This is a genomic window from Desulfosediminicola ganghwensis, from assembly GCF_005116675.2.
GTDB classification, from domain to species: domain Bacteria; phylum Desulfobacterota; class Desulfobulbia; order Desulfobulbales; family Desulfocapsaceae; genus Desulfopila; species Desulfopila ganghwensis.
On sequence record NZ_CP050699.1, the window covers coordinates 3,345,591 to 3,371,803 of the forward strand.

Here is a 26,213-nt window from a genome sequence, read left to right on the forward strand (position 1 = left end):
AATGGAAGTCAGCCGAGAGTTGGCTTACTTGAGTTTATCTCTGGCGATTTTCGCTTCCGGTGAATTGCTGTAGTGTTTGACAATTTTGGCATAGATAAGTCGTGCCGTTTCATTGTCTGCCAGCAGTTCAAAAGCCATGGCCTGCTTAAGAGTTGCGGATGCAGCTTTCGGATGACTACCGCTCTGGGAAATAATCTTCTGGTACTGCAAAATAGCGCGATCGTATTCTTTCTGGGCAAAAAGACATTCACCCATCATATAGGCTGCAGTAATGCCTTCTTCACTCGCCGGATTGGCTCCGGTTATTCTGTTATAGGCGCTATACGCTTCCTGATATTTCTCCTGGTCAAAAAGTGCCTGTGCAGCACCGAGTGGTGAACTGGTAGTAGCGGCGGTCTGGGTTGCAGGCTGAGTGGCCGGAGTCGAAGGTTTGGCCGTGGGTGTTGCTGGTTTGACACTAGGTTTCGGCGCGGCAGGTCTTTGATCACCAACGACATGCTTGTTCAGTCCTGCAGAAATTTTTTGAATTCCTCTGGAATCAGTTCTACTGGCGGCAGTTGCCCTGGCCTTGGCAGCATCAGCTTTCATTTTTGCTTCCCGGGCACGCCGCTCTGCATCACGGACTCGTGCATCCTGGATAGCTTTGAGGTTTTCCTGCTGAATTTGCAGCTTATCATTGAGCTGGGCAATAAGAGCTTCTTTAGCTTTTTGCTCTTCATTAATGCGCTGTATCATCTGCTCACGATGGAGAGCATCTTCTCTGGCGACATCACTGATATTGCTTTGCAGTTCTTTGTTCTGCTCTTTGAGACTTCGGTTAAGGTGACTTGTTTCCTCAAGTTGGCTCTTTAGGCCAAGGATTTCCATCTCAAGTTGATCGATCTGGTTGGAATACGCTGCCTGACGTTTTTGCATGTCATCGACAGTATTCGTCCTCATGTCTTCAAACTTTTTGTTAACCGTGTGCAGCTGGTATTGAAGTCTTCTAACCTCATCCTGAGAGGCGCACTGTATCAGTAAAGGAGAAAGTGCACTTACAAAGAGTATGTTGCGAATAGTTTTTATCATCTGCATGAATGGTAATTTATTGAAAGTCAAAGTTTTAATATTTCGACCACTGTGGGTAGGTGTGACTCCCTGGAAACGAGAAAAGTCGTCTCTGGAACGAACCGTTTTTCATAATAGCGTATATCTGGTGGTTTTTCCCGTCTCTTTTTGAAAAGATTACCTGATTTCCATCAGGTGACCAGCTAGGTGTCTCATGATGGCTGAGATCGGTGGTCACTGCGGTGGCGGTTGCGGACGGGTCCGGTGCAATTGTGTAGAGTTGATATACACCATCACGCAGACTTGAATAGACAATCAGATCTTCAGTCGGCGACCAGGAAGGTTCAACGTTTTCAGCCCCTTGAAAGGTAATGCGCTGGGTACGACGGGTTCTGAGGTCCATCAGATACAGTTGCGGCCTGCCGCTCCTGTCTGAGACGAAGGCGATGTGTTGGCCGTCAGGTGACCAGGTTGGTGATACGTTTATTCCCGATCGATTGGTGAGTTGCTCAATTATATTCCCTTTATTGTCAAGCAGAAACAGGTCCGGGTTGCCGTTGACGGACAGGGTTAAGATCATTCGTTTGCCGTCTGGCGACCAGGCTGGCGCAAAGTTCATGCCTTTCCTGCGGGAAAGGGCCCTGGTGACCTTGTTCTGGTTTAACTCAGTAAGATAGAGGTTCGGGTTGCCGGAATGATATGAGGTGTAACTGAGAGCTTTGCCGTCGGGTGTGAAACGAGGAGAAACAATAAGGTTTCTATGCCGGGTTACCTGGCGAATGGTTCTTCCGAGAATATCGGTCAGATAGACTTCCTTGGCATTTTGCAACTGGGTCACGAAAGCGATCTGGGTTGTCGCGATACCGGGAGAGCCGGTCAGTTCCTTGATTACATAATCACAGAAGGAAAAGAGCATTTTATCCTGCTGCTGGGTGGTGCCTGAAAATGATTTACCCATGATCACTTCATTGCCGGCAACATCGAGCAATCGCATTTCAAAGGTTACGCCCTTGGCATCATTGACGTATTGGCCGAGTACAACATAATCGACACCGAGTGAACGCCAGTCGGCCTGCTGAGATCCGCTGTACTCCTGGGTCGGCAGAATGGAAATAATACCATGAAACTTGAGTGCCTTGGCCAAGACATCGGCAACGTCACGACCATAATTCTGGGGCTGGGTGGGCCTATCCTTATTGGTGAACCAGGGCACTGCAAACTGAATTTTTCTGGCTTCTGATGCGCTGATATCGAGGTAAACCCTCTCGGCAGATGCTGGAACTGGTGTCAGCAATGCAGCGCAGACAAATAACATCAGAAGGGTGAATAGCCTGTTTATAGATGTTCTTTTTACCATGTGTGGGCCTGTGGTTTTAAATCAAGAATATTAGCGGATGCCAGTCGGGCTGAATCTCAGGCCTATCTCCATGCGTTGCTTATTCAAGGCAGGAGGGATAGGAGGAAGTTTCCCGACGTCCTGAAGTGTCTTGGTTACAAAATTATCAAATATCCGGTCGCCGGATCTGACCTCGAAAAATGAGTGCATTATAGTGCCGTCGCTGTTTACGGTGACGACTACTGTGGCACTGAGCTCTTCAGACATATATTCCGGCACGCTCCAGTATGAGTGAAGCCTGCTGGTTATGGCAACAAAATATTGTTTTTCAAGAGCAGAGAGGTTGCTGGAGTCTCTCATGGCATTGCTGCTTTGAGCGCTCTGCTGCTGTTGGTTGTTCATCCTGGCCCTTTGCGCTTCAGCTTCCTGAAGTCGTCTCTGGGCATCTTCTGCCAGCTTTTTCTCAAGAGCGGCCTCTTCAGCCAGAAGCTGTGCCTGTTCTGCCGCTTCCTGCTCAGCGCGAATCATTTCCGCAAGTCGCTCACGTCTCTTGCGATCGAGCTCTGTTTCCCGGGGTTGAGGTTTGTCCTCGACGATCTTCTTTTTGACCTTTCTTTTTGAAGGCTTGATAGAAATCGCTTTTGGTGGCTCAGGTGGGGCAACAACCGGCTCAACCGGTTTTTCGGCTATGGAGACGGCTTTTTCAGAAACACTTTCATCTGCTTTGGGCTGGGCAGACGGCTCAGGTTCCGGCACACGTTCCCGGGGAGACTGAACGTCAGGGATATCGGCCAGATTGACCAGATTAACGGTGTATATGTCTTCAAAGCGAGGCTTTGAATCAAACATATTGGGGAGGTAGAAAACGGCCACTGCAAGAATCACATGAAATGCGATTGCAAGATTTATAGGCAGTTTCCATTCCTCGGAATAACTGTATGATGTTTTGAATTCCTGCAGCACAAGATCAGTTTGTCGATTCTACTGGTTTTGTGATCATGCCGAGTTTGTCGAAACCGGCAGCCTTGATGTCAGCCATGAGTTTGACAACCACCCCATAGGGTACGGTCTGGTCAGCACTAAGATAGATCGGCTGCTCACGCATTTCTTCAGGCAGTTTCCTGAGTTCCTGAATAAGGAGCGCATGGGGGAAGTTTGTGCCGTTCAGGCTGTACTCGTTATCTTTATTAATACCTATGGTTACAGGGTTTTCTTCCTGTCGAAGCGATTTAGCGGTTGTCTCGGGCAAATCAACGTCGAGTCCTTGTGTCATCATGGGAGCTGTGACCATAAAAATGATCAGCAGAACCAGCATGACATCCACCAGTGGTGTGACGTTGATTTCGGAAACGAGTCGTTTTTTGCCGTTACTGCGTAATGGGCCCATTGTATCTTTGACCTCTATTAGTTTCGTACACGGCTGATCAGATCGCGTTCAACCAAATTGAGAAAGTCAGTGGTGAAGTGCTCTACATCACTGTCTACGCCATCAAGTTTGTTTGAAAAGTGGTTATAGGCGATAACGGCCGGGATCGCGGCTGCGAGACCCGCTGCAGTGGCTACCAGTGCCTCAGAAATACCTGGCGCAACAACTGTAAGAGAAGCGGAACCACGAGCACCAATATCATGAAAAGAGACCATGATACCCCATACGGTGCCGAACAGACCTATAAAGGGAGTGGCACTACCGGTAGTCGCCAGAAATGGCAGAGAAGCCCCCAGGCGGTTGAGGTGCTGGTAGTGTGCTTTTCTCATTGCGCGTTTGAGATTATCCATTGTTGCCAGTTGCATATCCAGCGAATCATTGTTCTCCTGCCCTTCTTTATGGTTGCGAATTTTATTAATCTTTTGCAACTCATTGTATCCGGCGGTGAACACTGCTGCTTCCGGGCTGTATTGGAAGTTCCCTGCTGATTTATGTGCTTCGCTCAGGTTGCTCGATGACCAGAAGGTCTCAAGAAAGTCCTCACTGTCAAATCGTACGCGACGAAACAATTTCAGCTTCATGAAGACTATGGCCCATGAGCCAATGGAAAAGAGCAGGAGAGTCAGCATAACGAGCTGACCAATTGGTCCTGCATGCAAAATCATATCGGTGATAGACAGCTGCACTCTAAGTTACCCTTTGAAAAATATATACGATTTGCGCACATTACCGACAACCGATATTGATGCGTATTCATAAAAAGCATGGTCCAACAGGTTTGACATTGTACCTGTTTTCAGCAAAACTTCAACAGGGCAGTTTTCCTCTGCAGACCTGTTGAAATCAAGAACAAAACGGGTGAGGACCGGCTGTGGAAGGGCTTGTTATGGAAATAATTTGAATTATTAGATTTCCTGGCGAGTGGTAAGAGCGCAGGAAAAATCGACCTGGACAGCAACTTTTCCGTTAACTCTCAAAGATCCTTTCATAAAACTCACAGAGGAGAGGGTCTCCTTGTGTTTGACCGTGATCTCAATTACATCACCGGGACCAACAAGCCGCTTGAATTTCGCTCCTTCAATTCGTGTAAGGACGGGGACATCGCCTTCTGCTTTCAACTCTCCGGATTCAAGCATATAGGTCATAAGCAGGGCTCCGGACTGAAAAATAGCTTCACACAGCAGAACTCCGGGCATAATCGGGTTGCCCGGGTAGTGACCGGTGAATACATCCAGGTTTTCCGGGATTGTGGTACTGGTGACGATGCTGTCCTGGTTACGTTCCACAATGGAGTCGACCCAGAGAAAAGGTGGACGATGGGGTATCCGGTCGAGTATCTCCTGGGATGCGGCCATTAGAGTCCTCCGTTAATTTCGAGGACTGAACCGGTTATGTACGAGGCTTTTTTAGAAGCGAGAAAGAGTACAGCGTCTGCAACTTCTTCTGGAGTTCCAAACCGCTTCATGGGCACCATCTTTTTATATTCCGCGAGCTGTTCGGTGGGGAGGTCATCAATGAAGTCAGTGGCGATGAAGCCCGGAGAAACGCAATTTACGGTGATTTTCTTTTTCGCGGTTTCTTTGGCGAGTGAACGGGTCAGGCCGATCTGGCCTGCTTTTGAAGCTGCATAGTTTGTTTGGCCGGCAAAACCAAGATGCGATACCGGCGAAGTGATATTTATGATTCTGCCGAACTTGTTACGCATCATCAGCAAGACGGCGGGCTTGGACATCAGATAGGTACCGTTCAGGTTGATATCGATAACCTTGCTCCAGTCTTCAGTCTTCATCATTGCCATCACAGCGTCACGGCGGATACCGGCGTTGTTGATCAGCACATCCAGTGAGGAAATACGACTTTCGATCTGGGAGTAGAATCCATCTACCTGCTCCGGGCTGGAGATGTCGCACTGGAAGAGCTCGAGAGTACCTTTCAGCTGTTCGCATTCCCTGGCAAATGCATCTGCAGCCTGGGTGTTACCGCCATAAATACCGAAAACGTTCCCACCTCGCACCAGGAATGCCTCGGTGATAGCTTTGCCGATGCCCCGGGTCGCTCCGGTAACGATGACGTTCTGATCTGAAAAATCCTGCATATTTTATCCTTTTCGTATGAGTATACCGGTTAGAGGCTTCTTACATAGGCATCGACGTCGTTGGAAACGATGACACCGTAGTTGATTGCACCAAGCCATCCAGACATAATGATGCCCACCGAGCCGACATGGAAGAGTCCGGAAACTTCTTTGAATATGGATCGCGAGATATCAAGACCCTCAAATTTAGTTCCGAAGGATGTGCCCTGGGTATGCAAGGTATACTTGTTGAATGTAAGCGGGGTGGCCGCTTCAAGCCAGTCGATTTTGCCGCCGATTCCAGGCAGGTAGCGCTCGAGATCGTCGACCGCCCTGTTGATCATGAGCTCTTTTTCCTGTTCGTATTGCTCATCAGACATATTTTTCCAGTCTTCGTAGCGGCCATTCATGGAGGCGACGATGGTGTAGCGGTCATGGCCAGGTCTGGTCTTTGGGTAATACAGGGAAAATGTTTTTGAGCGGGTATTGACGTCGAGCAGCTCACTTGAGTCAAACTCCGGTGCTGTTGAGGTAAAGAGCAGATCACCGACGTCTTTGATCCTTTCGTCCTCACGTATCCCCATATATACTTGGCAGCTTGAGTTGTTTACTCGAATTGCATCTGCTTTCTGCAGGAATTCATCGGTAAAGCACGAGCGGTCAGTGAGGTTGTGGATGGTATTGGTTATACCGCTGTTGGAGACGACTGCACCTGCGGTGATAGTCCTGCCTTTCGCGGAGATACCCCGAACTTTGCCATTTTCAACTATGATATTGTCGACTTTGGTGTTTGTGCAGATGGTGACACCATTTTTTTCCAGCTCGTCAGACATCATCTGGATGAGTTTGTCTGTCCCGCCTTCAAAAGTGAAAACACCACGGTTCATGAAGTTAGAGAAAACGATACCATAAGTGATTGCAGGATCGTCCAGGGTTGAACCGTTGGCGTAGGTGATCGGCTCCATGAGTAGACGATGAACATCTGTACGACCAGGAAAGAACTGCTCAAAGAGCTCTCTGGTGGTCATGGACTGATCATCATAGAAGTTCATCCCGGCCACGGTTGAAAAGAAGTTGTTCACCGTAGAGAGAGGGATTTTGAAATGGTTATTTAAAAGGGAGGTGAAATCATCCTTGTCGAAAGTTGTGCGAAGGTTGAACTGAGGGTTATCAAAAACGATATTTTTCAGTTGCACAATGGACTTCATTATCTCCTTGTTCCAGTATTTTTTACAGGTCTTAATCATTCCGTAAGGAAAACCGTGGAGGGAGATGTCAAAGATGTGGCCTTTGCGCTTAAACCAGGTGGCCAGACCGCCGAGGCGATGATGATGCTCCAGCAGAAGAACAGAGTGACCGCAATAGGCAAGCCGATTGGCGGTAGTAAGACCGCCAAGGCCGGAGCCAATGACGATGACATCATAATGGTCTTTGGATTCTTTAAACGATACAGGCATAATTCTGATCTATGTATGGTTCCCGAGGTGAATCCGGTCTGTGACCGAGATTAGTATTTGGGGAGTATGTGCTGATTTACGATGGAGACACCGCTGAGCATTGAACCAACAATGCCGAGAAAACCCTGGTCAGTACCTGCCAGAAAAAGGTTCTCAAAACCGATATCTCCATCCTTGATTTTGGTGGGACAGCCGTAAATGGCGCCATGTTTTTTCGAGGTGTAGCGTTCTATGGTGATCGGTGTGAAGGTATCTTCGTAGATAATGTCATCAGCGAAGCTGCCTACATACTGTTCGATTACCGCAAGGGATTGCGCCCGCAGATCGCGTTTCAGCTCCTCATAGCGTTGCATATTCTGCCTTGCCTGTGACCATTTCTGCCATGAAGCGAGGTGGGTTGACCGCACTTCAATATGATTCCCTGTCTCCACATTGTGAAAATTATAGGGCATACAGATAACACCGCTACTAAAATCGACATGGGCTTTCGGTTGTTGGTAGCGAAAGTCCGCTTTGTCGGAAAAGAAAATTACGGTTTTATCCTGGGGCAGGGTCTCAATGGAGGTTGCAGGCATCTGGAAGATCGACTCAACGAAGCCGAGACGACAGGCCTGTTCATCACGGTCGTGTTTACCGAGAATCTCCATTGTTTCAGAGCTACCTATGGTAGACAGGATATGGCTGCACTCAAGGGTTTCTCCTGAAGCAAGTTCGACTCCGGAAACTTTGTTGCCCGAGTGAATTAGTCGCTTTACCCTGGCACCCTTTCTGACAGTACCGCCCAGTGAAGCAAGGTGGTCTGTGAGAATGGAGAGGAAATCTTTAATAGTTCCCCCGGGACGGAAAAAACCTTCCCGGAAAATTGCCTGGAACATAATGGCAAACTGGGAGAGATCCATGTCATTCTCGACACTCGATCCATAATACATCAATGGGCAGAGCAGCATGTCTACCAACAGTGGATCATGGATACGCTCATTGAGAAAGACTTTTGCAGACTGAAATGGAGCAGGCTGAAAAGGATCGAACTCATCTAAAAAAGTGATGAGGGAGGCAAAGCCGTCAATAGATTTCGGAAACGTTGCAGCTATCTCACTTTTCAGTATCTCAAAGTCGTTGGAAAACCGTAATGATGCCTGGTTTTTGAAGACGACTTCACTGCATTTCTGTTGTTGGAAATCGAAGGTGCCCCGACCGAGTTTAAGCTGTCGCAAAAGCCTGTTGAGTGGGGCTCTTTTATCACCTTTTTCTGCATAGTTGGTGATGGCGTGCAAACCAGTCTCAAAGAGGGTTTTGTTGCGATAGTAATAGGAATTCAATCCACCGAGACGGGTATGTTGCTCGAGCAGGAGTACATCGGGGATAAAACGGGCTAAACGAATAGCGGCGGCAAGCCCTGAGAGGCCGCCGCCGATAACAATACAGGAAGCTTTCACCGATTAGGCGTCTTTAAGAAGAGGTTCCAGGTATTTTACACAGCTGTTGAGGGTAGCAAGCTGTGGGTAGTCTTCCTCAGGGATCTGCAGCTGGTGACGCTTTCTGAGTTCCATGACGATGTCGAGGAAATCCATTGAATCGAGATCAAGCTGATCACGAAGCGGCTCGTCAGGGTTCAGACTGTCAAAGTCAGCTTCATCATCAATATCTTCTATGATTTCCAGGATAAGATCTTTAATTTCGTCACTGGTCATTGGTTTCTCCAAATTCTTCGTTATAGCGATATACGTAGTAACACCTTCGCCTGCAGGCTAAGGTTTTTCATTCTCTGGGCCAAAAAGTTTCATTTATACCACAGATGAAGGTTCTTTTTAAGAAAATTTTGGTTTCTTAAGAAATACCAGTGATTTTCTATGATTTTTCGAACTTTTTAACAATAACGGTGGAGTTGATACCTAGCATGCCAAAAGAGTTGTTGAGGATAACCTTAATCGAATCCGCCTTGACAGCTTCGTTTATAACCAGATTGTCAATGGCACACTCAGGGTCGAGTTCCTCAACATTAATGGTCGGATGAATCATGTTATCTTCAAAACTTGGCAGGTTGCCGGCCAACTCGAGAACACCAGCGGCACCCATGGCGTGCCCGATGATCGATTTGGTGTTGTTTACATAGGTTGTGCTGCTGTGCTCAAACACTTCCCGAACTGCTTTGCACTCTTCAATATCACCCTGCTTGGTACCGGTGGCATGGGTGTTGATCAGGTCGATCTCTTCTGGTTTGAGGCCTGCCCGCTCAAGTGCCAGCCGCATACATTCTGCCTGACGTTTACCATAAGGCAGAACAAAATCGCGAGCATCGGAGTTCATTGCGTAACCAACAACCTCTCCATAAATTTTAGCACCACGCTCAATAGCCTTTTCCAGATATTCCAAAACATAAATGCAGCCGCCTTCTGAAATAACAATGCCATTTCTGTTTTTATCAAAAGGTTTAGAGGCGCGTTTAGGGTCTTCATCCGCCCCCAAAGCGTTCTGGGCCGCAAAGCTGGCAAAAATTCCGAAAGAGCCGGTTGACTCGGAGATGCCACCTGCAAGTGCCATGTCAACCTCGCCAAGCCTCATCATCTGTACGGCCTGAATAATAGAAGCGTTTCCGGCAGCGCAGGCTGCACCGATGGAATAGTGAGGTCCGGTGATGCCAAGACTCAAGGTGATTTCACCGGCAGGGTTGTTCAGGACGGTACGTGGATTGTGATGATGAGTCCAGTATGCGGTGTCGTGGCCATACTGGCTGATATTATATACCTCATTTTCAGTTTCCACGGTGCCGTGTTCGGTGAGGCCGATATATACTCCTACCTTTGAAACATCATACTCGTTGATATCAAGGTTAGCGCTGGCGAGTGCTTCATGAGCACAGTAGACTCCAATACAACCTGCACGTGTACCCTTTTTGTTTTCTTTCTTTTTGCGGTATTTGGTTTCAGGGAATGAGCAGATACCAGCGGGCGCCTTACCGAAATATCGAAGATCAATTTCAGAAATTTCGCTCTCGCCTTTCAGTAGTTTTTCTCTGTATTCCTGTAAATTCGAGGCATTCGGTGCGGCAAGGCCTACACCTGTAATGACGATTCGACGGTTGTCTGTGTGCATAGTTATGAAGTTTGTGCGAAATTTGATATATGAAGAATCTATAACAGTATCAAGACCAGCCTGATTCTCAATTGGTTCAAACGTGCCGACTCTAGGATATATTGCTGCAAAGTTCAAGAAGAATAGCGAAATTTCTAATTTTGCAAACCCGCCAAAGCTTAACCTCAACTTCATGCCTTTTTCCTGCAAATGAGAATATAAACAGGAGATCAGCATCAGGCTTGCCGCATCTGCTCCGCAACAAGAAATGTGTATGCTGGCTTCCATACTCGAGGCCCGGCGGTATGGAAGGCCGAACGATACCTCTGATACATTTCAGACCCGCCAATTATGTTGGTCGACGAACCATTATCGATTGCTGTTTACAATTTGCTTAAATAATGATGAAATATAACTTGGACTTAACAAGCTATATAAAATATCTGAAAAGCAGCTGGTAATCAGACAATAGAAAAAACGAAAGTTTGAAGTGAGCACTGAGCTGTTAGAAATTTGTATGTATTATTCCTGGCAATTATCCGGGTGGGTGTCTGTCGTATTAAAGCTATTGCTGCTGAAACAAAGATAGGTCGGGTAATAGAGGCGTATACCGCTATCCAAATGAATACCTCGCATCAAGGTGGTTATGAGTAAAGGTCAACAGTCGGACGTTCAGCAAAAAATCCAGAACCTATTGAACGGTGCTGAAAAAGAACGAGCCCAGAAACGTGTTGCGCACGGGTTAGCTGAGTTGGGACGTGGCAAGATTGAGCATCTTGATAATAGCGAGTTGCTGGTCTTCCTGCCAGGCTACATACAAGGGCTTGGGGAGAGCGGATCTGGTACGGAAATGAATTCACTGCTGAATGTGTTTGAAGCAGCAGTCCTGTCTGGTGATGTGATTCTCCGAGAGCGGAGTATTGCACTCTTATCAATTGCAGCATCCACCATAGTTGAAAGGGGTTCAGTTGAACAGCTTACAAGAATCAGTGAGATATTTACTACCTGGCTGGAGACAGAGACGGAACTTTTGCCCGGAGCAGAGATAGTCGCACTCCAGATGGGGCAACTTCTTAGAAAACTTCTGAACTCAGAGAACTGGATTCAGGCAAAAGCGATGGTCGGGTGTGTAGCAGATATTTCAAGAGGCAAAACTGATAAATCTCACCTTATTGTTCGATTAGCAGCCAGAATACTGGAAAAAATAACCGACCGGGAAATGGTCCAGCGGCTGCTTAAAGTTTTTCTGGACTCTTGTGCCGAAGAGTCACCGGTTGCCGGGGATATGGCAAAGATACTTTTGGGAATGGGAAAGGGTTTGGTTTCTATCTCAATGGATATGTTGCCGGAACTGCAGGAACAGGAAAGAGAGTCGCTTATTGACCTGTTATCTAAGGGGGACGAATCATTTGTTGTGGAGATCGAGCGGCTTAATGAAACTGGACGGATGTCAGTTCAGCAGACATGCGATATGGTCAGAATTCTCAGCAGGATGAACAGGGCATCTGTATATCCGAGATTGGTTGCCTGTCTGGCGCACCCTGCAACAGAGGTACAGCATGAAGTGGTTCGCGGCATAATCAGGAACGGGTTGCACCTGGTGCCACGGTTGTTGGAGGCACTGGATGTTGTGGCAGACGAAATGAAAGTTTTGGTGATAAAAAAATTATCACAGCTAAGTGATAAAGAGATAAATGAACGGTTTTTAAAAATGCTGGCAGACTATACTGACGGCATGCGTATTACCTGTAAACCTGTTGTTCACTCCCTGGTTGTAGCCTTGGGGCAGGAAGTCCGGCTTGAGAATCTTTCAACTTTAAAAGCTCTCCGAAGCGGTTTGCAATTTGATACGGATAGCGTACTCATTGGATTGACGGAAGCATCGATTAGCAGGTTGGAACTTGGCATTCGGAGGGCTGAACATCGGGTTGTAGATGACCAGAACGTTGAGTTCTATGATGATCCGGTTCAACTTCGGCAGGCAAGGGAACTTACAGCAGAGGTTCGGTATGAGGTTGAGGAACTTGCTGCTCAGGGGAAGATTGATGAGGCACTGAATATACTCAAAAAGAAGATTAATGAGTATATACAATCAGGGAAACTGGCTGCTGCGGAGGTTTTGCGTGATCTGATTTTAAAGATAGATCCCGGTGCGATCGACACTTTACTCGAAGTAGAAGAGTTGCTGGTGAAGCAGCAGCAGACAGGCTTGTCTGATAATAACATGCTGCTTTGGAAAGATTTTCGATCTCTGGTTGGACCTCAGGTTTTTGAAAAGATATTTGGCCTGGCTGTTGTCGAGCGTTATGGGGATGGCGAAACCATCATTGCCCAGCGCGAGGAAAACGATAATCTCTACTTTTTGGTTTCTGGCACGGTTTTGCTGCATTGTGGTTCCGGGTCAGAAGAGACTTTCCTGAAAAAAATCAGAGAGGGCACAATATTAGGGGCTGAAACCATTTTTGATGTTTCGTTATCCACCGTCACGTTCAAGGCGCAGGGGAGTGTTCTGGTCTATTCCCTTGCCACGGATTTACTTACGGGTTTAGAAAATGAGTATCCGGGAACCTATCAGATACTTGAGAAATATTGTGATGGCCAGATTGACATTCCGGAATTGCTGAAAATGTCCGGAATTGATCGCCGAAACCAGGCCAGAAGAAAAGTGAACAAGAGCATTGAAACAAAAATATTGGACATGTATGGTGTCGTCGGACAGAGATCACTCAGGGGCTTGATGCATAATATTTCCTATGGCGGTGTCTGTTATGAAATAGGCATCGAAAACACCAAAAGCGTTCGCCGCCTGCTTGGCAGGCAAATGCAGATTATCTTCAAGTTACGGGATAAGCAGCGAGCCGAACTCAACGGAAAATTTGTCGCTTTTGAACGCAATGTGGAAGTCCCCGGCAAATATAGAGTTCATGTACGAATGCTTGAGCCTATTGATCCGAAAATTTATGAATTGATTGTCCAGGACACTGTCTGAACATCCCAGGTTTTTGCATGAACAGAGAAGTACAATCGGCACCATTGAAAATTCGCTCCATAACTGTCAACACACCCGTCGCTCTGGCGCCGATGGTGGGCCTGTCACACTCGGCCATTCGTTCATTACTGGTTGAGCAGGGTGGGGTAGGACTGCTGTTTACAGAAATGATGGCGGCAAAAAGATTGCCCCATGACAGTGTCAACCACTCACCAATGCTGGTTCGTTCAGCGATTGAATCCCCGCTGATTTACCAGATTTTTCTCGCCACTGAGGAGCCGGTGCAACTCGCAGTAGAAAAACTCGAGACAATCGGAGCCGATGGGATTGATGTGAACCTTGGCTGTCCGGCCCCTCAGCTGAGAAGACGGGGCGCAGGTGGATTTCTGGCTGAGGATGGAAAGACCGTCCAGAGAATTTTCGGTGCCTTGAGGAGATCTACAGAATTACCGGTGAGTGCCAAAATCCGTCTGGGAAGAGAGTTGGACAGGAATAAGCTCATCGATTTTTGTAAAATGCTTGAGGGCGAAGGAATAGATTTCATAACAGTGCATGGCAGGCTTCACGGGGAAAAATTCTGCCGTCCACCCCGCTGGGACTGGATTGGCTATGTAAAAAAAGAACTATCGATACCGGTAATTGCAAATGGTGGTATATTTACAGTCAGTGATGCCGGGAGGTGCCTTGAGCAGTCCGGTGCTGATGGACTGATGATAGGCCGGGGCGGTATGGAGCGGCCATGGCTTTTCGCGGATATTGCCCGGGAAATATATGGCAGAACTGATATTTCAGGTTTTGCCACGCGCCAGGAACTTTTCTTCCGTTTTATTGATCTGTTAAATGATCGATTTGCGGTTGAGAGAAGATTGGGGCGGATGAAGCAATTTACCCAGTATTACGCAAGGGCATTTACTTTTGGGCATCATCTGGCGAGTGCGGTACAGAATAGTAACAGTATGGATGAAGCTGTAGAGTCAGCTGAGCAGTTCTTTGCTCGCACTGATCCATCGGAGTTACAGAACTAAGGAGCCATATATGATTGATCTGATTAAAAAAGCAATGTTTACGGGTGTCGGATTTGCAGCTTTGACCAAGGAGAAGGTTGAGGATGTTGCGAAGGTTTTTGTCGAACAGGGAAAATTAAGCCGGCAGGAAGGTGAAAAGCTGGTGGATGAATTGCTGGAACGTTCGAAGGAATCGCAGCAACAACTCACCAAGCAGGTTGGTGAAATGGTTGAAAGTGCCATGGAGGGTATGAATCTGGTCAGCATGAAGGAGATTGAAAACCTTCAGGAAGAGATCGCTGAACTCAAGAAGCGTATCGATGAGCTGGAGTCTGACAAGACCGATAAGGAAGAATCATAACCGATGATTCCCTCCAATATTTAAGCCTTTGACTTTCGTCTGAACTTTTCGATAAATTTGGATACCACATTGGAAAGTTCAGAAAGTTTCATGGCATTGAGCAGTATTCCATAAAGCAACGCTGCTGAAACTATTATGCCGGAAAGGGAAAGCAGCTGCTGAATTGTACTGCCGTGCAGGTATGCCAGGAGCATATCTTTGCCATAGTAGACCACCGCGCACATTGCAACAGTCGAAGCGATAATCTTTAAGCTGCCGGTTACCAGATATTTCAACGGCAGCCCATCCATTTTTAAATAAAGCACCACCATCAGGAAGGTAAAGTTCAGCAGCATTGTCACTGAGGTAGAGAGTGCAATTGCCAGGTGCTGATATTTATCTATGGTCAGGTTGATAAAAATCAGATTCGTACCGATAGCGATAAAACTGGCTATAACCGGAAATTTCGGCTTATCGAGGGCATAAAAGGCCGGAACAAGCACTTTGTTGGAAGAGTAGGCAAAGAGTCCCACCGCATAGAGTGCAAGAGCCTGAGAGGTCGCCAGGGTATCAGCCGTCGAGAATGCGTAGCGTTCAAAGATGAGGCGGACAATTGGTTCTGAGAGTAGAATCAGACCAGCTGTGGCGGGAACGGTCAGGGCCAGTACCATCACCAGAGAAGAGACAAGAGTGGTTCGCATCTCCGGGATGTTCTTTTCAGCAGCATGCCTTGCAAGCACCGGCATCATGGCGATTGAGAAAGTGACGCCAAAAACACCAATGGGAAGTTGCACGAGCCTGAATGCATAACTCAGCCAGGATACCGAGCCTTCAATACAGGAAGAAGCAAACTTGGTGTTGATGAAGATATTTATCTGCACCGCAGAGAGACCTACGGTTGCCGGCACCATCAGTTTAAGAATACGCCTCAGGCCGGGATCGGAGATATTGAGCCGGGGCCTGAAGGAAAACCCAATCTTTTTCAGGGACGGAAGCTGGATGGCAAGTTGCAGGAAGCCGCCAATCAGAGTGCCGACTGCCATGCCGGTGATCGCAGGGTATCCGTATTCAGGCAGAATCAATGCCAGGCCGACACCGCCCACTATGGACCCGAGATTGAAGAAGGTTGATGCCATGGCCGGTATGAAGAAACGGCCCTTGGAATTTAATATTCCCATGGCCACGGCGGCAAGGGAGATAAATATCAGAAATGGCATCATTATCTGGGTAAGACCGGTGGTGAGGGCTATTTTGCCTTCCACGGCGGAATACTCATGTGCCATGAGTAAAACAATCGGTTCTGCCAGCCAGATACCAAGCAGGGAGATAATACTGAGGGCGATGGCAAAAAAAGTGAGTACGTTGGCAGCAAGCTGCCAGGTCTCTTCTTTGCTCCTGTTTGTATTGTAATCGGAAAAGACAGTTACAAACGCCGCAGATAAGGCACCTTCGGCAAAAAGATCTCGCAGGAGGTTAGGAATGCGAAAGGCAACGACGAAGGCATCGTAGGCGGTTCCTGCGCCGAACATGCCTGCAAAGACCTGTTCCCGGACGAGGCCAAGCAGCCTGCTGCACATAACTGCAATACCGATCACGCCTGCGGAGCGGGCTATGGTGCTGCTGTTGGCTGATGATTTTTTCAATGAAGATAACCTTAAGAAAATCGTGACAAAATTTTTCCCGCTAGGAAGATACCTCGTCTTCTGCATTTTTGCTACCTATTAGGTGTCTTGAAGAGATAAACGATTTCTAATGAAACTTAATTTCCTTTCAATCACCAATAGGGAGTCAAACACTCTTGACTTTGCTGGTATTAATTGAATATATGATTTGATGTTTTAGCGCTATCAGTGTCAAAAAAATGCTGCTAGCTTTAGCTATGTTTGTTTACGTGAGAGCATTGAATAACCTTCGATTTTTAAGGAGATAGATATGCAGGACACAAACAAGGTCAGGAATATCGCATTAATTGGTCATGGCAATTGTGGTAAGACTTCTCTTGCAGAAGCAATGTTGTTTACCGCAGGCAAGATCAATCGTTTGGGGAAGGTTGATGAGGGCTCTTCCGCACTTGATTACGAGGATGAGGAAATAAACAGAAATATTTCTATCAACTCAAGTTTTCACAACTATAGCTGGAATAAACACCAGGTCTATTTAACAGACACTCCTGGTGATGATAATTTTATAAACGAGACCCTTTTTGCCGCAAGCGTTTGCGATGGTGTTGTATTTACCATTGGCGCGGTACTAGGCGTTAAAGGGCAGACAATCAAGTTTGCCGATATAGTAAAAGATAAGAAGTTACCTGCAATTATCGCGGTCAACAAAATGGACCGGGAACGAGCAAATTTTACCAAGACCATCGATGAAATTCGCAAGTCCCTGCCGTTTACCCCGGCTGTGCTGCATATGCCGATAGGTGCGGAACAGGATTTTAAAGGTGTGGTTGATGTCATAGCCGGAAAGGCATATCTCTTTAATGGTGACAAAGGCACTATGACAGAGACTGAAGTACCCGCCGACCTTCAGGGGCAGCTTGAAGAGTATCGTGAATCGCTGATGGAGAGTGTGGCTGAGGTAGACGATGATCTACTGGAGAAGTTTCTGGAAGAGGGGGAGCTCACTGAAGAGGATATCTTAAATGGTCTTCGGATTGGTGTTGCCAGTTGTGAGATCGCACCTGTCTGTGTCTGTTCGGCCACGAAAAACTTCGGTACTTCTGCAGTACTTGATTTTGTTAACAATTATCTGCCATCTCCCGTCGATCGTCCTGCACTTGTCGGCGAAGATAAAGATGGTAACCCCATTGAGCGTAAAGCTTCCGTTGACGAACCGTTCTCTGCGCTGGTTTTCAAGACCATGGCGGATCCGTATGCGGGCAGGTTGACAATATTCAGGGTTTTCTCAGGTGTGTTGTCTGGCGATACGTTTTACAATTCCACTAAGGATGTGAGTGAACGCTTTGGCCAGTTGTACGTGCTGGAAGGCAAGGAGCAGAAACCGGTTGAAAGTGCAGAGCCCGGTATGATTATCGCCGTAGCGAAACTCAAGGAGACTGTTACCGGTGACACGCTTTGTGATTCCGCCTCGCCTATAATTCTAGAGGCCCAGGAAGCGCTGAAACCGGTTATCTCGTTTGCAGTCAGTGCCAAGAAAGGGGATGAAGAAAAGCTGTTCAGTTCCATCACCAAGATGCTGGATGAAGACCTCACCCTGCAGATGACCAGGCAGCAGCAGACGAAGCAGACTTTGATCTCGGGTATGGGGCAGACCCATCTTGAGGTGGTAGGTTCCAGGATCAAACGTAAATTTGGCGTGGAGATGGAACTTTCTACACCGACTGTTCCATACATGGAAACCATTCGTGGTTCTGCACGTGTCCAGGGTAAACACAAGAAGCAGTCTGGCGGTCGTGGTCAGTATGGTGACTGTTGGATCGAAATCTCACCAAATCCCGGCAAGCATTACGAATTTGAGGACAAAATTGTCGGTGGTGTAATCCCACAGCAGTATCGTCCTGCAGTTGATAAAGGTATCCAGGAGGCCATGGAGCGTGGTGTTCTTGCCGGCTACCCTGTTATCGACGTAAAAATCGTGCTGGTTGATGGCTCTTTCCATAACGTTGACTCTTCAGAGATGGCGTTTAAAATTGCCGGTTCCCTGGCGTTCAAGAAAGGTGCCCAGGAAGCAGGACTGGTATTGCTTGAGCCATACGTGAATATGGTTATCCGGGTGGGTAAGGATCACGTCGGTGATATCATGGGTGATCTTAACTCGAGACGAGGCAAGGTTATGGGTATGGATTCAGACGGTAAGGCTGAGATAATTAATGCCCAGGTACCACAGTCAGAGGTGTTGGCGTATGCCACTGATCTGGTTTCCATGACGGGTGGCCTTGGCTCGTTTACCATGGAATTTTCCCATTATGAAGAAGTTCCTGCACAGATTGCAGAAAAGATTGTCGCTAAGCGTTCGGTAGACGAATAAGAGGTACAGTACAATGGCAGGTGTTGATAAAGGTGAATTCACTTTCGCAGTGGTCACTATGAGTGATAAAGGTTCAAGGGGAGAACGGGTAGACACGAGCGGAAGCCACATCAAGGAGACTCTCCTGGAAGAGGGCTACACGTTCGAAGACTATGCAATGATCCCTGATTCGATACCTGTCATTGTAGATACCCTGAAGAAGATTGCAGATACGCAGCGTGTGGCTCTGCTGGTTACTACCGGTGGCACCGGGGTTGCGCCGACAGATGTAACCCCCGAAGCAATGTTGCAGGTTATTGAAAAAGAGGTGCCGGGAATAGCGGAATATATGCGGCTTGAGAGCTTGAAGAAAACCCCTCACGCCGCTCTTTCAAGGGGGAAGGTAGGCATAAGAGGCACGACTCTTATCGTCAATCTTCCCGGTAGTTTGAAAGCTGTTCGGGAAAATCTGGAGACTATTCTCCCCATTTTACCCCATGCCCTTGAAAAGATACGAGGTGATGAGGGGGATTGCGGAGTTACGCCGTCATAGCTTATCAGCCAGAATATCTCACGGGTATTTTGCCGAAAAAATGTAAGAGCTGAGGGAAAGAGAGAAAGCAGAAAAAAAGCCCTTTCGATGTAAAAATCGGAAGGGCTTTTTTGTTGGTCGGTGCAGGCAGGATTAAAAGATCAGTTCGACTTCCTGATCACCTTCGGCAAGAGTTGCCACCTCACCGATAATAAACGGTTTTTCACCGAGCGCGGAAAAGTGATGCACAATATCGTTGGCAAGTGAGTCGTCTACTATTGCCATAAGGCCGATACCCATGTTGAAGGTACGGTACATCTCTTCGGCCGGCACATTGCCTTTCTCCGCCAGGAATGGGAAGATAGGAGGCCTCTCCCAGCTGTTGGTGTCAATGATCGCCTTGTAACCCTTGGGCAGTACCCGGGGAATATTATCGATGAAGCCACCACCGGTGTTGTGGATCATGCCGTTGATTTTGTAATTCTTCAGCATGTTGAGGATAGATTGAACGTAAATCCTGGTAGGTCGCAGCAACTCATCTCCCAACTCACAACCGAGTTCATCTATGAACTGATCAACCTTCAATCCCTGTTCTTCAAAGCAGATTTTACGGACCAGCGAGTAACCATTTGAGTGGAGACCGCTGGAGGCAAGACCGATAATCTTGTTGCCAACCCTGATATCGGAACCATCGATTATCGCGTCGCGTTCAACGATACCGGTTACAAATCCAGCGAGATCATAGTCTTTGTTGGTGTAAAGTCCTGGCATTTCTGCAGTCTCACCACCGACCAGAGAACATTTGGCCTGTCGGCAACCTTCGGCAATCCCTTTAACAACTTCGGTTGCAATAGCAAGATCCAATTTGCCCACTGCGAAGTAATCGAGAAAACTGAGTGGGGTCGCCCCGCCGACGATGATGTCGTTGACGCACATAGCCACCAGATCAATGCCAATGGTGTCATGTTTGCCGCACATATGGGCAACAGCCAGTTTGGTGCCTACACCATCGGTGGAGTTGACCAGGACAGGCTTATCATACTTGTTGGTGTCTATGGCGATAAGTGAGGAAAAACCGCCGATGTCATTGAGTACACCTGGGCGATGGGTAGAGGCAACGATATCTTTAATTTCTTTGACAAAGGTATTCCCTTTCTCAATATCTACCCCTGCCTCACTGTATCTGGACGTGTTGGATTCAGTCATAATTGTTATAAGATTGTGAAAATGTGTTGAAATCGAATGGATATATGAATTTGTTTCGCGAGATCGCTAAATTGTATTCATTCGCTCTGGAAAAAGCAATTGAATAACACCCCTTGATGAGAGTATGCTTGTCGAACGAAATCAGATTTCGGCTCACTGTTGAACATTTTGTATTACTCTGATAGGTAGCTGGCTATGAAACTTTTTGTATTACTTATTGGCATGGTGTTGATTCTCGAAGGTTTGCCATATGTTGCGGCCCCTGAGGCGATGCGGGAGTGGCTGGAAAAGCTCAGCACCATAGAACCGTCTCAGTTGAGAATGTTTGGTATCATCGCCATGGGTATTGGCCTGTTGATCTGCTTCGTTGCCCAGAAAACACCAATTTTCAGCTAGCGCTGAGGATTTTGTTTTGAAAATAGAGCTGATAAAGATAACAGAATCATTCGATTACGTTCTTTTTTTTCAGTATCCAGATGTTCCCGTTTATCCATTTGCCTTTATCCATCCTCAGGTGAGTTTCTTTGGTAAGGCACAACTCCCAGCCTTGCCGCCCGCAAATGGTACGAACATATTCGACTGAGTGGGCAAATCTTCCTGTGGGCTGAAGAATAAAATTATCCGTTTGTGTGCTCTCGGTTGAAAAAAGGAAGTAGCAATTTGGGCCGGAACACGTACTGGCCAGTTCAAACAGTTCACTCAAGTCACCTACATAGGCGAAAACATCTGTTGCCAGCAGAAAATCATACTCGGCCGTGGCTGAGCGTAGCGCGTCACAGATGTTATTGGTAAAGAGATCGGAATATATTCCTTTTTGGGAGGCAATGTCTATCATCTTGGGAGAGAGATCGACACCGTCGATGGTCTGCACAAGTTCAGCAAATGGTTCGGCACCAAGGCCTGTTCCACAACCAAGATCAAATCCACGCAAAAACCTCATTGGAGCATCGTCAAGAGCAGAGAGTGCATCACGAAGTTTCTGTGGTACATTATATTTCAGCTCTTTGGTAAGGCTTTCTTCATACCGCTCTGAATAGTTGTCAAAGACGTCCCTCACGTAGCTCTCCGGTGAGTTGTCGGGAGTAGTTCCGGTAACAGCCGCGAGCATATGGCGGGCAGCTTCATGTTCAGGGTCAAGCTCCAGAAGGCGCTTGTAAAACGTAACGGCAGCCTCGATATTGCCGCTGAGTTGGTATACGTAAGCCAGGTTGTTTATGGTTGACTTATGGTTCGGGGTTATCTCAAGCACACGAAGATAGGCCTTTATTGCCAGGTCATACTGCTTCAGTTCCCGATGGGACGATGCCAGGTTGTAATATGCGTCACTATTTTCCGGTTCAAGCGAAACAACCTTATTGTAAATTATTACAGAATCCTCTAATCTGTCGCACTCTTTAAGGCAGAGAGCTAGATTAAACAGGCAATCGGGGTCTTCTGGCATCGCTTCGGCTGCTGTTTCAAAGCATTTCACAGCGATTTCGAAATCCTGCTCTGCGTGATGGACCAGGCCAAGATTGTAATAAAGTAATGGAGCCTGAATGTATTCAAGTAGTTCTGAATAGATGCTTTTGGCCTCATCCAGATCGCCTTGCTGATGGAGTTGGCAAGCTTCGGAGAAGCGAGTATGCAACTCTTCTTGTGAAGGTGTTTGAGTATTATGCATGACCAGAAAATTTGGATAAAACTGGATATGTTATAGAATAATGAAATCGCTAAAATGAATTGACCAAATGTGCAGGTTGGTTATAACATGCAGGGTTGATGAAATATACCTCGTATTCATCGAAAAACAAGGCAGGATTTGATTCCTTCCACTGAATGTCGGTAGCAGATATGGAAGATAAAAGCAGACGAGAACTTATTGGCAATGAGGGACAGGTTATCCTCGATATGGTTCGCAGATTGAGCCGTAGAGGAGCCACTGACAACCTGATGAGGCTCATTGCAAAAACCCATCCCGCAGATATGGCATGGGTTTTTCGCCATTTAAACGACGAGGAGCGAACTAAGGTATTTAACATAGTCGCCCAGACAGAGTCCGTGGGAGAGTTCCTCAGTGAGCTTGATACAGCCCTTGTTGTAGACCTGGTGCAGGAACTCACACCTCAGTTTATGGCTGATATTATTTCCAGTATGCCTTCTGATGACGCGGTGGATCTGCTGGAAATTGTGCCCGACGAAGTCGCGGAAGACATTCGTGAGCACATGGCCAAGAAGGACAGGGAAGAAGTTGAAGAGCTGCTGCAGTATCACCCTGAAACTGCCGGCGGACTCATGTCTACTGACTTCATGTGTCTTGATGAGGAGTTGAGCGCTGGTGAAGCAATTGCCTCGATTCAAAAGCGCAGCGAAGAAAAGGAGATGGTGTTTTACCTCTACATCACCCACGGAGAGGATAAGCTTGCCGGAGTTGTTTCCCTGCGTGAGCTGCTCATGCATCCACCGCACAGGCAGTTGAGAAACATCATGAATCCCAATGTGATATCGGTAACCACAGACACCGATCAGGGAGAGGTTGCCCACGTTGTTTCCCAATATAATATCTTGGCTGTACCGGTAGTTGATTCAAATTACAATCTGGTCGGTATTGTAACCGTAGACGATATCATTGACGTAATCCGCGAGGAAGCCACAGAAGAATTCCTGCAGATGGCCGGTGCCGGTAAGGATCGTGAGATTCTTCTCAAATCGACTAAAGATAACGCCATGCTTCGTGCACCCTGGCTCTTTGCCTCCTGGATCGGCGGGGTAATGGCGATGATCATCATCGGGGCATTCGAAGAAGAGCTGAGTAAAGTGTTGGCATTGGCATCGTTCATTCCCATAGTTATGGGTATGGGTGGAAATATCGCCACTCAATCGTCTACTATCGTAGTAAGAGGTATTGCCACCGGTCGTGTTAACCTGAATGACTTTCTCCACCTGGTGATGAAAGAAATGCGAGTTGGTATGATCCTCGGTGTTATTTATGGTCTTTTTATCGGGGTGGTCGCATTTCTCGGTTTTGCTGACTCACCGATGCTTGGTCTTGTTGTCTGCATTTCCATTTTCTCCTGTATGACCATGGCAGCGACCATAGGCACCTTGATTCCGCTGGTCCTGAAAAGGTTTGAAGTTGACGCAGCCATTGCCACCGGGCCTTTTGTGACAACCTCAATCGATATCGTCGGCGTTTTGATTTACTTCTATGTCGCAAAATTTCTCCTTGGTCTGTAACTCCGGATGGATGGTGCAGCATAGAGCAATCCACACTTGCCTTATTTAGAAAATGCAACCAAAGCCTACTCGTTGGAAAATATCCCCGATCGCGGTGATTTTGCTCATCGCGATCGGCTTGTGGTTGATATTTAATCCCCTTGAACGAAAACTCCGTGATCCTGATGCTATTCCCAGGGCAATAACAGCCCGGGGGGATCTGGCAGCGGATGAACTCAATACCATTGATATCTTTCGAGCAAATTCCGCATCTGTAGTTTATGTGACAAGTATTGCTCTGCGGCAGGGGCTGTTTTCCCTGAACGCGGTCGAGATCCCGAGGGGAACGGGGAGCGGGTTCATCTGGGATAGCCAGGGACGGATTGTTACCAACTATCATGTCATCAGTGATGCCAGCCGTATCCAGGTGACCATGGCTGACCAGTCTACCTGGAAAGCCGTCCTGGTTGGTGCTGCACCAGATAAAGATCTTGCCGTGTTGCAGATCACCGCTCCTGCGGATTCACTGCGACCCATCACTATCGGTACCTCCGACGATCTTCTTGTGGGGCAGAAAGTTTTTGCGATCGGCAACCCATTTGGGCTGGATCAGACAATTACTTCAGGTATCATTTCAGCCCTCGATCGTGAGATAAATGCCATTACCGGCAGAACCATACGGGGCGTGATTCAGACCGATGCTGCAATCAATCCCGGTAACTCCGGTGGTCCTCTATTGGACAGTGCCGGTCGGCTGATTGGAGTAAATACTGCAATCTATAGCCCATCCGGTGCGTATGCAGGAATAGGGTTCGCTGTTCCTGTGGATGAAGTAAACCGGGTCATCCCTGAGATCATTCGCCACGGGAGGCTTATCAAACCAGGATTGGGGGCGAGTCTTGCTGATGAGCGCGTGGCCAGGCGGCTTGGTATAGAAGGTATCCTGATACTCAATGTGGAAGAGGGGGGGGCGGCTCATAAAGCAGGACTCAGGCCAACCACACAGTACCGCGGTGATCTCGTGCTTGGCGATATCATCGTGGCAATAGCCGGTAACAGGGTACGAAGTTATAACGAAATTCGTAATGAGTTGGAGAACTTCAAGGTAGGGGATGAAGTTCTGGTCTCTGTTGTACGGGATGGTCGTACTGTGGACGTGCCGATCAGGCTCGGGGCGATAAATTAATTTTTTATAGCCGTTTATCGGGGGTAAGTATTTGGGGGGATCAGCACCTCTCGCTCTGCTGAAAGGTGCTGATAATCCTTCTACCGCCTTTTGAGCCAGGCCCAAAAGGCGGTGCTTTCTATCAGTTGCCTGCTTCTTTTGAGGCAGGCTATTTTTTTGTCCCGTTATTCATTTGCTTCAGCGAGAGCAGGTTGCGCCTTCTGGCAAGATCCCTCATGTTTTTTGCCTTATCAGACTCATCAATAATCTCTCTGCCCATAATCTCTTCAATTACATCCTCCATGGAGATGATGCCGGTCATTGAACCGTATTCATCAACGACCACAAACAGGTGTTGTTGCCGGTCGAAAAAATCGACCAGAATTTTGTTGAGCGGTGCGGTTTCGGGAACAAAATAGGCTGGTTGCAGAAAATGGGAGATAAGAAGTTCCTCCTTGCCTTCAGCCATGGCCTGCAAGATGTCCTTTCTCATGACAATTCCGGTTACATTATTCATTTCCCCTTCAAAGGCAGGAATGCGACTGTGGCTGCTCAACCGATTCAGCATAGTCATAGCTTCACCTACAGAAATATTCTGATCGAGTGCAAAGGTAACCGTTCGTGGGGTCATTGTGTAACGGACCATCCTGTATTTCAGTTGCAGGATATTGGCGATTACCTTTTCCTCATCCTCTTCGATTTCTCCTGATTCCCGAGACAGGGTCGCTATAGTTCGCAACTCTTCAGCGGAGATATGTTCCTCGCCTGAACGGCCAGGGATGAGCCTGGTGATGGAGCGGCATAGCCAAACAATTGGTTTCAGCACTATCACCATCCAACGGAGAGGATAAGCGATTACAGGAGCAAGTCGGTAGGCAAAGGTGACACCGATGGTCTTAGGTAAAATCTCTGAAAAAATGAGAATAGAAAGGGTGAATACACCGGAAAACCAGATAACATTGTGATCACCGAATAATTTCGCGGCGGCAGCGCCGGCAACTGCAGCGCCTACCGTATTGGCGATAGTGTTCAGGGTGAGTATGGCGGTGATGGGTTCATCAATATCGGCTCGCAGGTTTTGCAGGTGTTTAGCTGAATTGTGCCCTGATTTTTTGAGCATCTCCACTTGGCTGGCAGACAGTGAATAGAGAACTGCTTCGCAAATGGAACAAAGTGCCGAGATTACGATGGCAAGAGATACTGCAGTTATAAGAGTGTTGAGCACTGCTGGGACTCCTTAATGTATCCGTACAGGGAATATAGGAATAATTGTGATGGCAAATAGTTGCATGTGATTAGCTTCGTATTACTTTACAATATACTTTGCACTAAAACGATTCGTTTCACGAATTATCTCGTGAAATACCAGAAAGAAAATCGAAACTCAACTATTCATAACAG

Annotated in this window: 23 protein-coding genes; 8 read left to right on the forward strand and 15 right to left on the reverse strand. The window is 47.4% G+C overall.

Features of this window, described 5'->3' with window-relative positions:
- Positions 1-24: 24 nt before the first annotated feature.
- The 11 genes from FCL45_RS14180 to FCL45_RS14230 form a co-directional block, all read right to left on the reverse strand.
- Positions 25-1,068, reverse strand: coding sequence for a tetratricopeptide repeat protein (locus tag FCL45_RS14180; RefSeq protein WP_176360050.1), 1,044 nt, complete (start codon positions 1,066-1,068; stop codon positions 25-27).
- Between the two features lie 34 nt (positions 1,069-1,102).
- Positions 1,103-2,404: a Tol-Pal system beta propeller repeat protein TolB gene (gene tolB / locus FCL45_RS14185; protein ID WP_136795830.1), complete on the reverse strand. Its 1,302-nt coding sequence runs from the start codon at positions 2,402-2,404 to the stop codon at positions 1,103-1,105.
- A 30-nt stretch (positions 2,405-2,434) separates the two neighbouring features.
- Positions 2,435-3,256 carry an energy transducer TonB gene (locus FCL45_RS14190; RefSeq protein ID WP_136795829.1) on the reverse strand — a complete coding sequence of 274 codons (822 nt, stop codon included), beginning with the start codon at positions 3,254-3,256 and terminating at the stop codon, positions 2,435-2,437.
- Positions 3,257-3,350: 94 nt separating this feature from the next.
- Entirely contained in the window at positions 3,351-3,770 is a 420-nt protein-coding gene (gene tolR / locus FCL45_RS14195) for a protein TolR (protein WP_136795828.1), read from the reverse strand.
- A gap of 17 nt (positions 3,771-3,787) precedes the next feature.
- Positions 3,788-4,495, reverse strand: coding sequence for a protein TolQ (gene tolQ, locus FCL45_RS14200; RefSeq protein WP_136795827.1), 708 nt, complete (start codon positions 4,493-4,495; stop codon positions 3,788-3,790).
- A 219-nt stretch (positions 4,496-4,714) separates the two neighbouring features.
- Entirely contained in the window at positions 4,715-5,164 is a 450-nt protein-coding gene (locus FCL45_RS14205) for a 3-hydroxyacyl-ACP dehydratase FabZ family protein (protein ID WP_136795826.1), read from the reverse strand.
- Positions 5,164-5,904: an SDR family oxidoreductase gene (locus tag FCL45_RS14210; RefSeq protein ID WP_136795825.1), complete on the reverse strand. Its 741-nt coding sequence runs from the start codon at positions 5,902-5,904 to the stop codon at positions 5,164-5,166. The genes FCL45_RS14205 and FCL45_RS14210 overlap by 1 nt, the downstream gene beginning before the upstream one ends.
- Before the next feature lie 29 nt (positions 5,905-5,933).
- Positions 5,934-7,340 carry a phytoene desaturase family protein gene (locus tag FCL45_RS14215; RefSeq protein WP_136795824.1) on the reverse strand — a complete coding sequence of 469 codons (1,407 nt, stop codon included), beginning with the start codon at positions 7,338-7,340 and terminating at the stop codon, positions 5,934-5,936.
- 50 nt (positions 7,341-7,390) lie between these two features.
- Positions 7,391-8,776, reverse strand: coding sequence for a phytoene desaturase family protein (locus FCL45_RS14220; RefSeq protein ID WP_136795823.1), 1,386 nt, complete (start codon positions 8,774-8,776; stop codon positions 7,391-7,393).
- Positions 8,777-8,779: 3 nt separating this feature from the next.
- The gene (locus FCL45_RS14225) at positions 8,780-9,031 is read right to left on the reverse strand and encodes an acyl carrier protein (protein WP_136795822.1); all 252 of its coding nucleotides are present in this window, start codon (positions 9,029-9,031) and stop codon (positions 8,780-8,782) included.
- A gap of 157 nt (positions 9,032-9,188) precedes the next feature.
- Positions 9,189-10,433, reverse strand: a complete 1,245-nt coding sequence (locus FCL45_RS14230; protein WP_136796010.1) for a beta-ketoacyl-[acyl-carrier-protein] synthase family protein — start codon at positions 10,431-10,433, stop codon at positions 9,189-9,191.
- 625 nt (positions 10,434-11,058) lie between these two features.
- Here FCL45_RS14230 and FCL45_RS14235 point away from each other — a divergent pair.
- Genes FCL45_RS14235 through FCL45_RS14245 form a run of 3 tightly spaced genes read left to right on the forward strand, consistent with a single transcriptional unit; the run spans position 11,059 to position 14,766 of the window.
- A complete protein-coding gene (locus FCL45_RS14235) occupies positions 11,059-13,401 on the forward strand; it encodes a cyclic nucleotide-binding domain-containing protein (protein ID WP_136795821.1) in 2,343 nt (780 codons plus the stop codon).
- A gap of 17 nt (positions 13,402-13,418) precedes the next feature.
- Positions 13,419-14,426, forward strand: a complete 1,008-nt coding sequence (locus FCL45_RS14240; protein ID WP_136795820.1) for a tRNA dihydrouridine synthase — start codon at positions 13,419-13,421, stop codon at positions 14,424-14,426.
- Positions 14,427-14,436: 10 nt separating this feature from the next.
- Positions 14,437-14,766, forward strand: a complete 330-nt coding sequence (locus FCL45_RS14245) for a phasin family protein (RefSeq protein ID WP_136795819.1) — start codon at positions 14,437-14,439, stop codon at positions 14,764-14,766.
- A 20-nt stretch (positions 14,767-14,786) separates the two neighbouring features.
- On the opposite strand, the gene murJ is transcribed toward FCL45_RS14245, so the two are convergent.
- The gene (gene murJ, locus FCL45_RS14250) at positions 14,787-16,388 is read right to left on the reverse strand and encodes a murein biosynthesis integral membrane protein MurJ (RefSeq protein ID WP_228721339.1); all 1,602 of its coding nucleotides are present in this window, start codon (positions 16,386-16,388) and stop codon (positions 14,787-14,789) included.
- Positions 16,389-16,677: 289 nt separating this feature from the next.
- On the opposite strand from murJ, the gene fusA reads away from it, so the two are divergent.
- Positions 16,678-18,735, forward strand: a complete 2,058-nt coding sequence (fusA, locus tag FCL45_RS14255; RefSeq protein ID WP_136795817.1) for an elongation factor G — start codon at positions 16,678-16,680, stop codon at positions 18,733-18,735.
- 13 nt (positions 18,736-18,748) lie between these two features.
- The gene (locus FCL45_RS14260; RefSeq protein ID WP_136795816.1) at positions 18,749-19,267 is read left to right on the forward strand and encodes a MogA/MoaB family molybdenum cofactor biosynthesis protein; all 519 of its coding nucleotides are present in this window, start codon (positions 18,749-18,751) and stop codon (positions 19,265-19,267) included.
- A gap of 132 nt (positions 19,268-19,399) precedes the next feature.
- Here the strand turns inward: FCL45_RS14260 and purM are convergent, their stop codons facing one another.
- Complete coding sequence (purM, locus tag FCL45_RS14265) at positions 19,400-20,452, reverse strand: phosphoribosylformylglycinamidine cyclo-ligase (RefSeq protein WP_136795815.1); 1,053 nt, start codon at positions 20,450-20,452, stop codon at positions 19,400-19,402.
- A 195-nt stretch (positions 20,453-20,647) separates the two neighbouring features.
- On the opposite strand from purM, the gene FCL45_RS14270 reads away from it, so the two are divergent.
- Positions 20,648-20,848 (forward strand): DUF2065 domain-containing protein, encoded by a 201-nt coding sequence (locus tag FCL45_RS14270; RefSeq protein WP_167495653.1) that lies wholly within the window; start codon positions 20,648-20,650, stop codon positions 20,846-20,848.
- A 46-nt stretch (positions 20,849-20,894) separates the two neighbouring features.
- Here FCL45_RS14270 and FCL45_RS14275 read toward each other — a convergent pair whose 3' ends face one another.
- Positions 20,895-22,115, reverse strand: a complete 1,221-nt coding sequence (locus FCL45_RS14275) for a tetratricopeptide repeat protein (RefSeq protein ID WP_136795813.1) — start codon at positions 22,113-22,115, stop codon at positions 20,895-20,897.
- A gap of 170 nt (positions 22,116-22,285) precedes the next feature.
- Between FCL45_RS14275 and mgtE the strand changes: the two genes are divergently transcribed.
- Together mgtE and FCL45_RS14285 are read left to right on the forward strand one after the other, a co-directional pair.
- Positions 22,286-23,668, forward strand: a complete 1,383-nt coding sequence (gene mgtE / locus FCL45_RS14280; protein ID WP_136795812.1) for a magnesium transporter — start codon at positions 22,286-22,288, stop codon at positions 23,666-23,668.
- Between the two features lie 52 nt (positions 23,669-23,720).
- Positions 23,721-24,833, forward strand: coding sequence for a S1C family serine protease (locus tag FCL45_RS14285; protein WP_136795811.1), 1,113 nt, complete (start codon positions 23,721-23,723; stop codon positions 24,831-24,833).
- A gap of 148 nt (positions 24,834-24,981) precedes the next feature.
- On the opposite strand, the gene FCL45_RS14290 is transcribed toward FCL45_RS14285, so the two are convergent.
- Positions 24,982-26,037, reverse strand: coding sequence for a hemolysin family protein (locus tag FCL45_RS14290; RefSeq protein WP_136795810.1), 1,056 nt, complete (start codon positions 26,035-26,037; stop codon positions 24,982-24,984).
- Positions 26,038-26,213 lie beyond the last annotated feature (176 nt).

What these genes read in the sequence shown, in the direction of transcription:
- purM (WP_136795815.1), bottom strand. Translation starts at nt 20,452, where the DNA reads ATGACTGAATCCAACACGTCCAGATACAGTGAGGCAGGGGTAGATATT.
- FCL45_RS14285 (WP_136795811.1), top strand. Translation starts at nt 23,721, where the DNA reads ATGCAACCAAAGCCTACTCGTTGGAAAATATCCCCGATCGCGGTGATT.
- FCL45_RS14245 (WP_136795819.1), top strand. Translation starts at nt 14,437, where the DNA reads ATGATTGATCTGATTAAAAAAGCAATGTTTACGGGTGTCGGATTTGCA.
- FCL45_RS14225 (WP_136795822.1), bottom strand. Translation starts at nt 9,031, where the DNA reads ATGACCAGTGACGAAATTAAAGATCTTATCCTGGAAATCATAGAAGAT.
- FCL45_RS14205 (WP_136795826.1), bottom strand. Translation starts at nt 5,164, where the DNA reads ATGGCCGCATCCCAGGAGATACTCGACCGGATACCCCATCGTCCACCT.
- FCL45_RS14260 (WP_136795816.1), top strand. Translation starts at nt 18,749, where the DNA reads ATGGCAGGTGTTGATAAAGGTGAATTCACTTTCGCAGTGGTCACTATG.
- FCL45_RS14235 (WP_136795821.1), top strand. Translation starts at nt 11,059, where the DNA reads ATGAGTAAAGGTCAACAGTCGGACGTTCAGCAAAAAATCCAGAACCTA.
- FCL45_RS14270 (WP_167495653.1), top strand. Translation starts at nt 20,648, where the DNA reads ATGAAACTTTTTGTATTACTTATTGGCATGGTGTTGATTCTCGAAGGT.
- FCL45_RS14275 (WP_136795813.1), bottom strand. Translation starts at nt 22,115, where the DNA reads ATGCATAATACTCAAACACCTTCACAAGAAGAGTTGCATACTCGCTTC.
- fusA (WP_136795817.1), top strand. Translation starts at nt 16,678, where the DNA reads ATGCAGGACACAAACAAGGTCAGGAATATCGCATTAATTGGTCATGGC.
- FCL45_RS14230 (WP_136796010.1), bottom strand. Translation starts at nt 10,433, where the DNA reads ATGCACACAGACAACCGTCGAATCGTCATTACAGGTGTAGGCCTTGCC.
- tolB (WP_136795830.1), bottom strand. Translation starts at nt 2,404, where the DNA reads ATGGTAAAAAGAACATCTATAAACAGGCTATTCACCCTTCTGATGTTA.
- mgtE (WP_136795812.1), top strand. Translation starts at nt 22,286, where the DNA reads ATGGAAGATAAAAGCAGACGAGAACTTATTGGCAATGAGGGACAGGTT.
- FCL45_RS14180 (WP_176360050.1), bottom strand. Translation starts at nt 1,068, where the DNA reads ATGATAAAAACTATTCGCAACATACTCTTTGTAAGTGCACTTTCTCCT.
- FCL45_RS14215 (WP_136795824.1), bottom strand. Translation starts at nt 7,340, where the DNA reads ATGCCTGTATCGTTTAAAGAATCCAAAGACCATTATGATGTCATCGTC.
- tolR (WP_136795828.1), bottom strand. Translation starts at nt 3,770, where the DNA reads ATGGGCCCATTACGCAGTAACGGCAAAAAACGACTCGTTTCCGAAATC.
- FCL45_RS14240 (WP_136795820.1), top strand. Translation starts at nt 13,419, where the DNA reads ATGAACAGAGAAGTACAATCGGCACCATTGAAAATTCGCTCCATAACT.
- FCL45_RS14210 (WP_136795825.1), bottom strand. Translation starts at nt 5,904, where the DNA reads ATGCAGGATTTTTCAGATCAGAACGTCATCGTTACCGGAGCGACCCGG.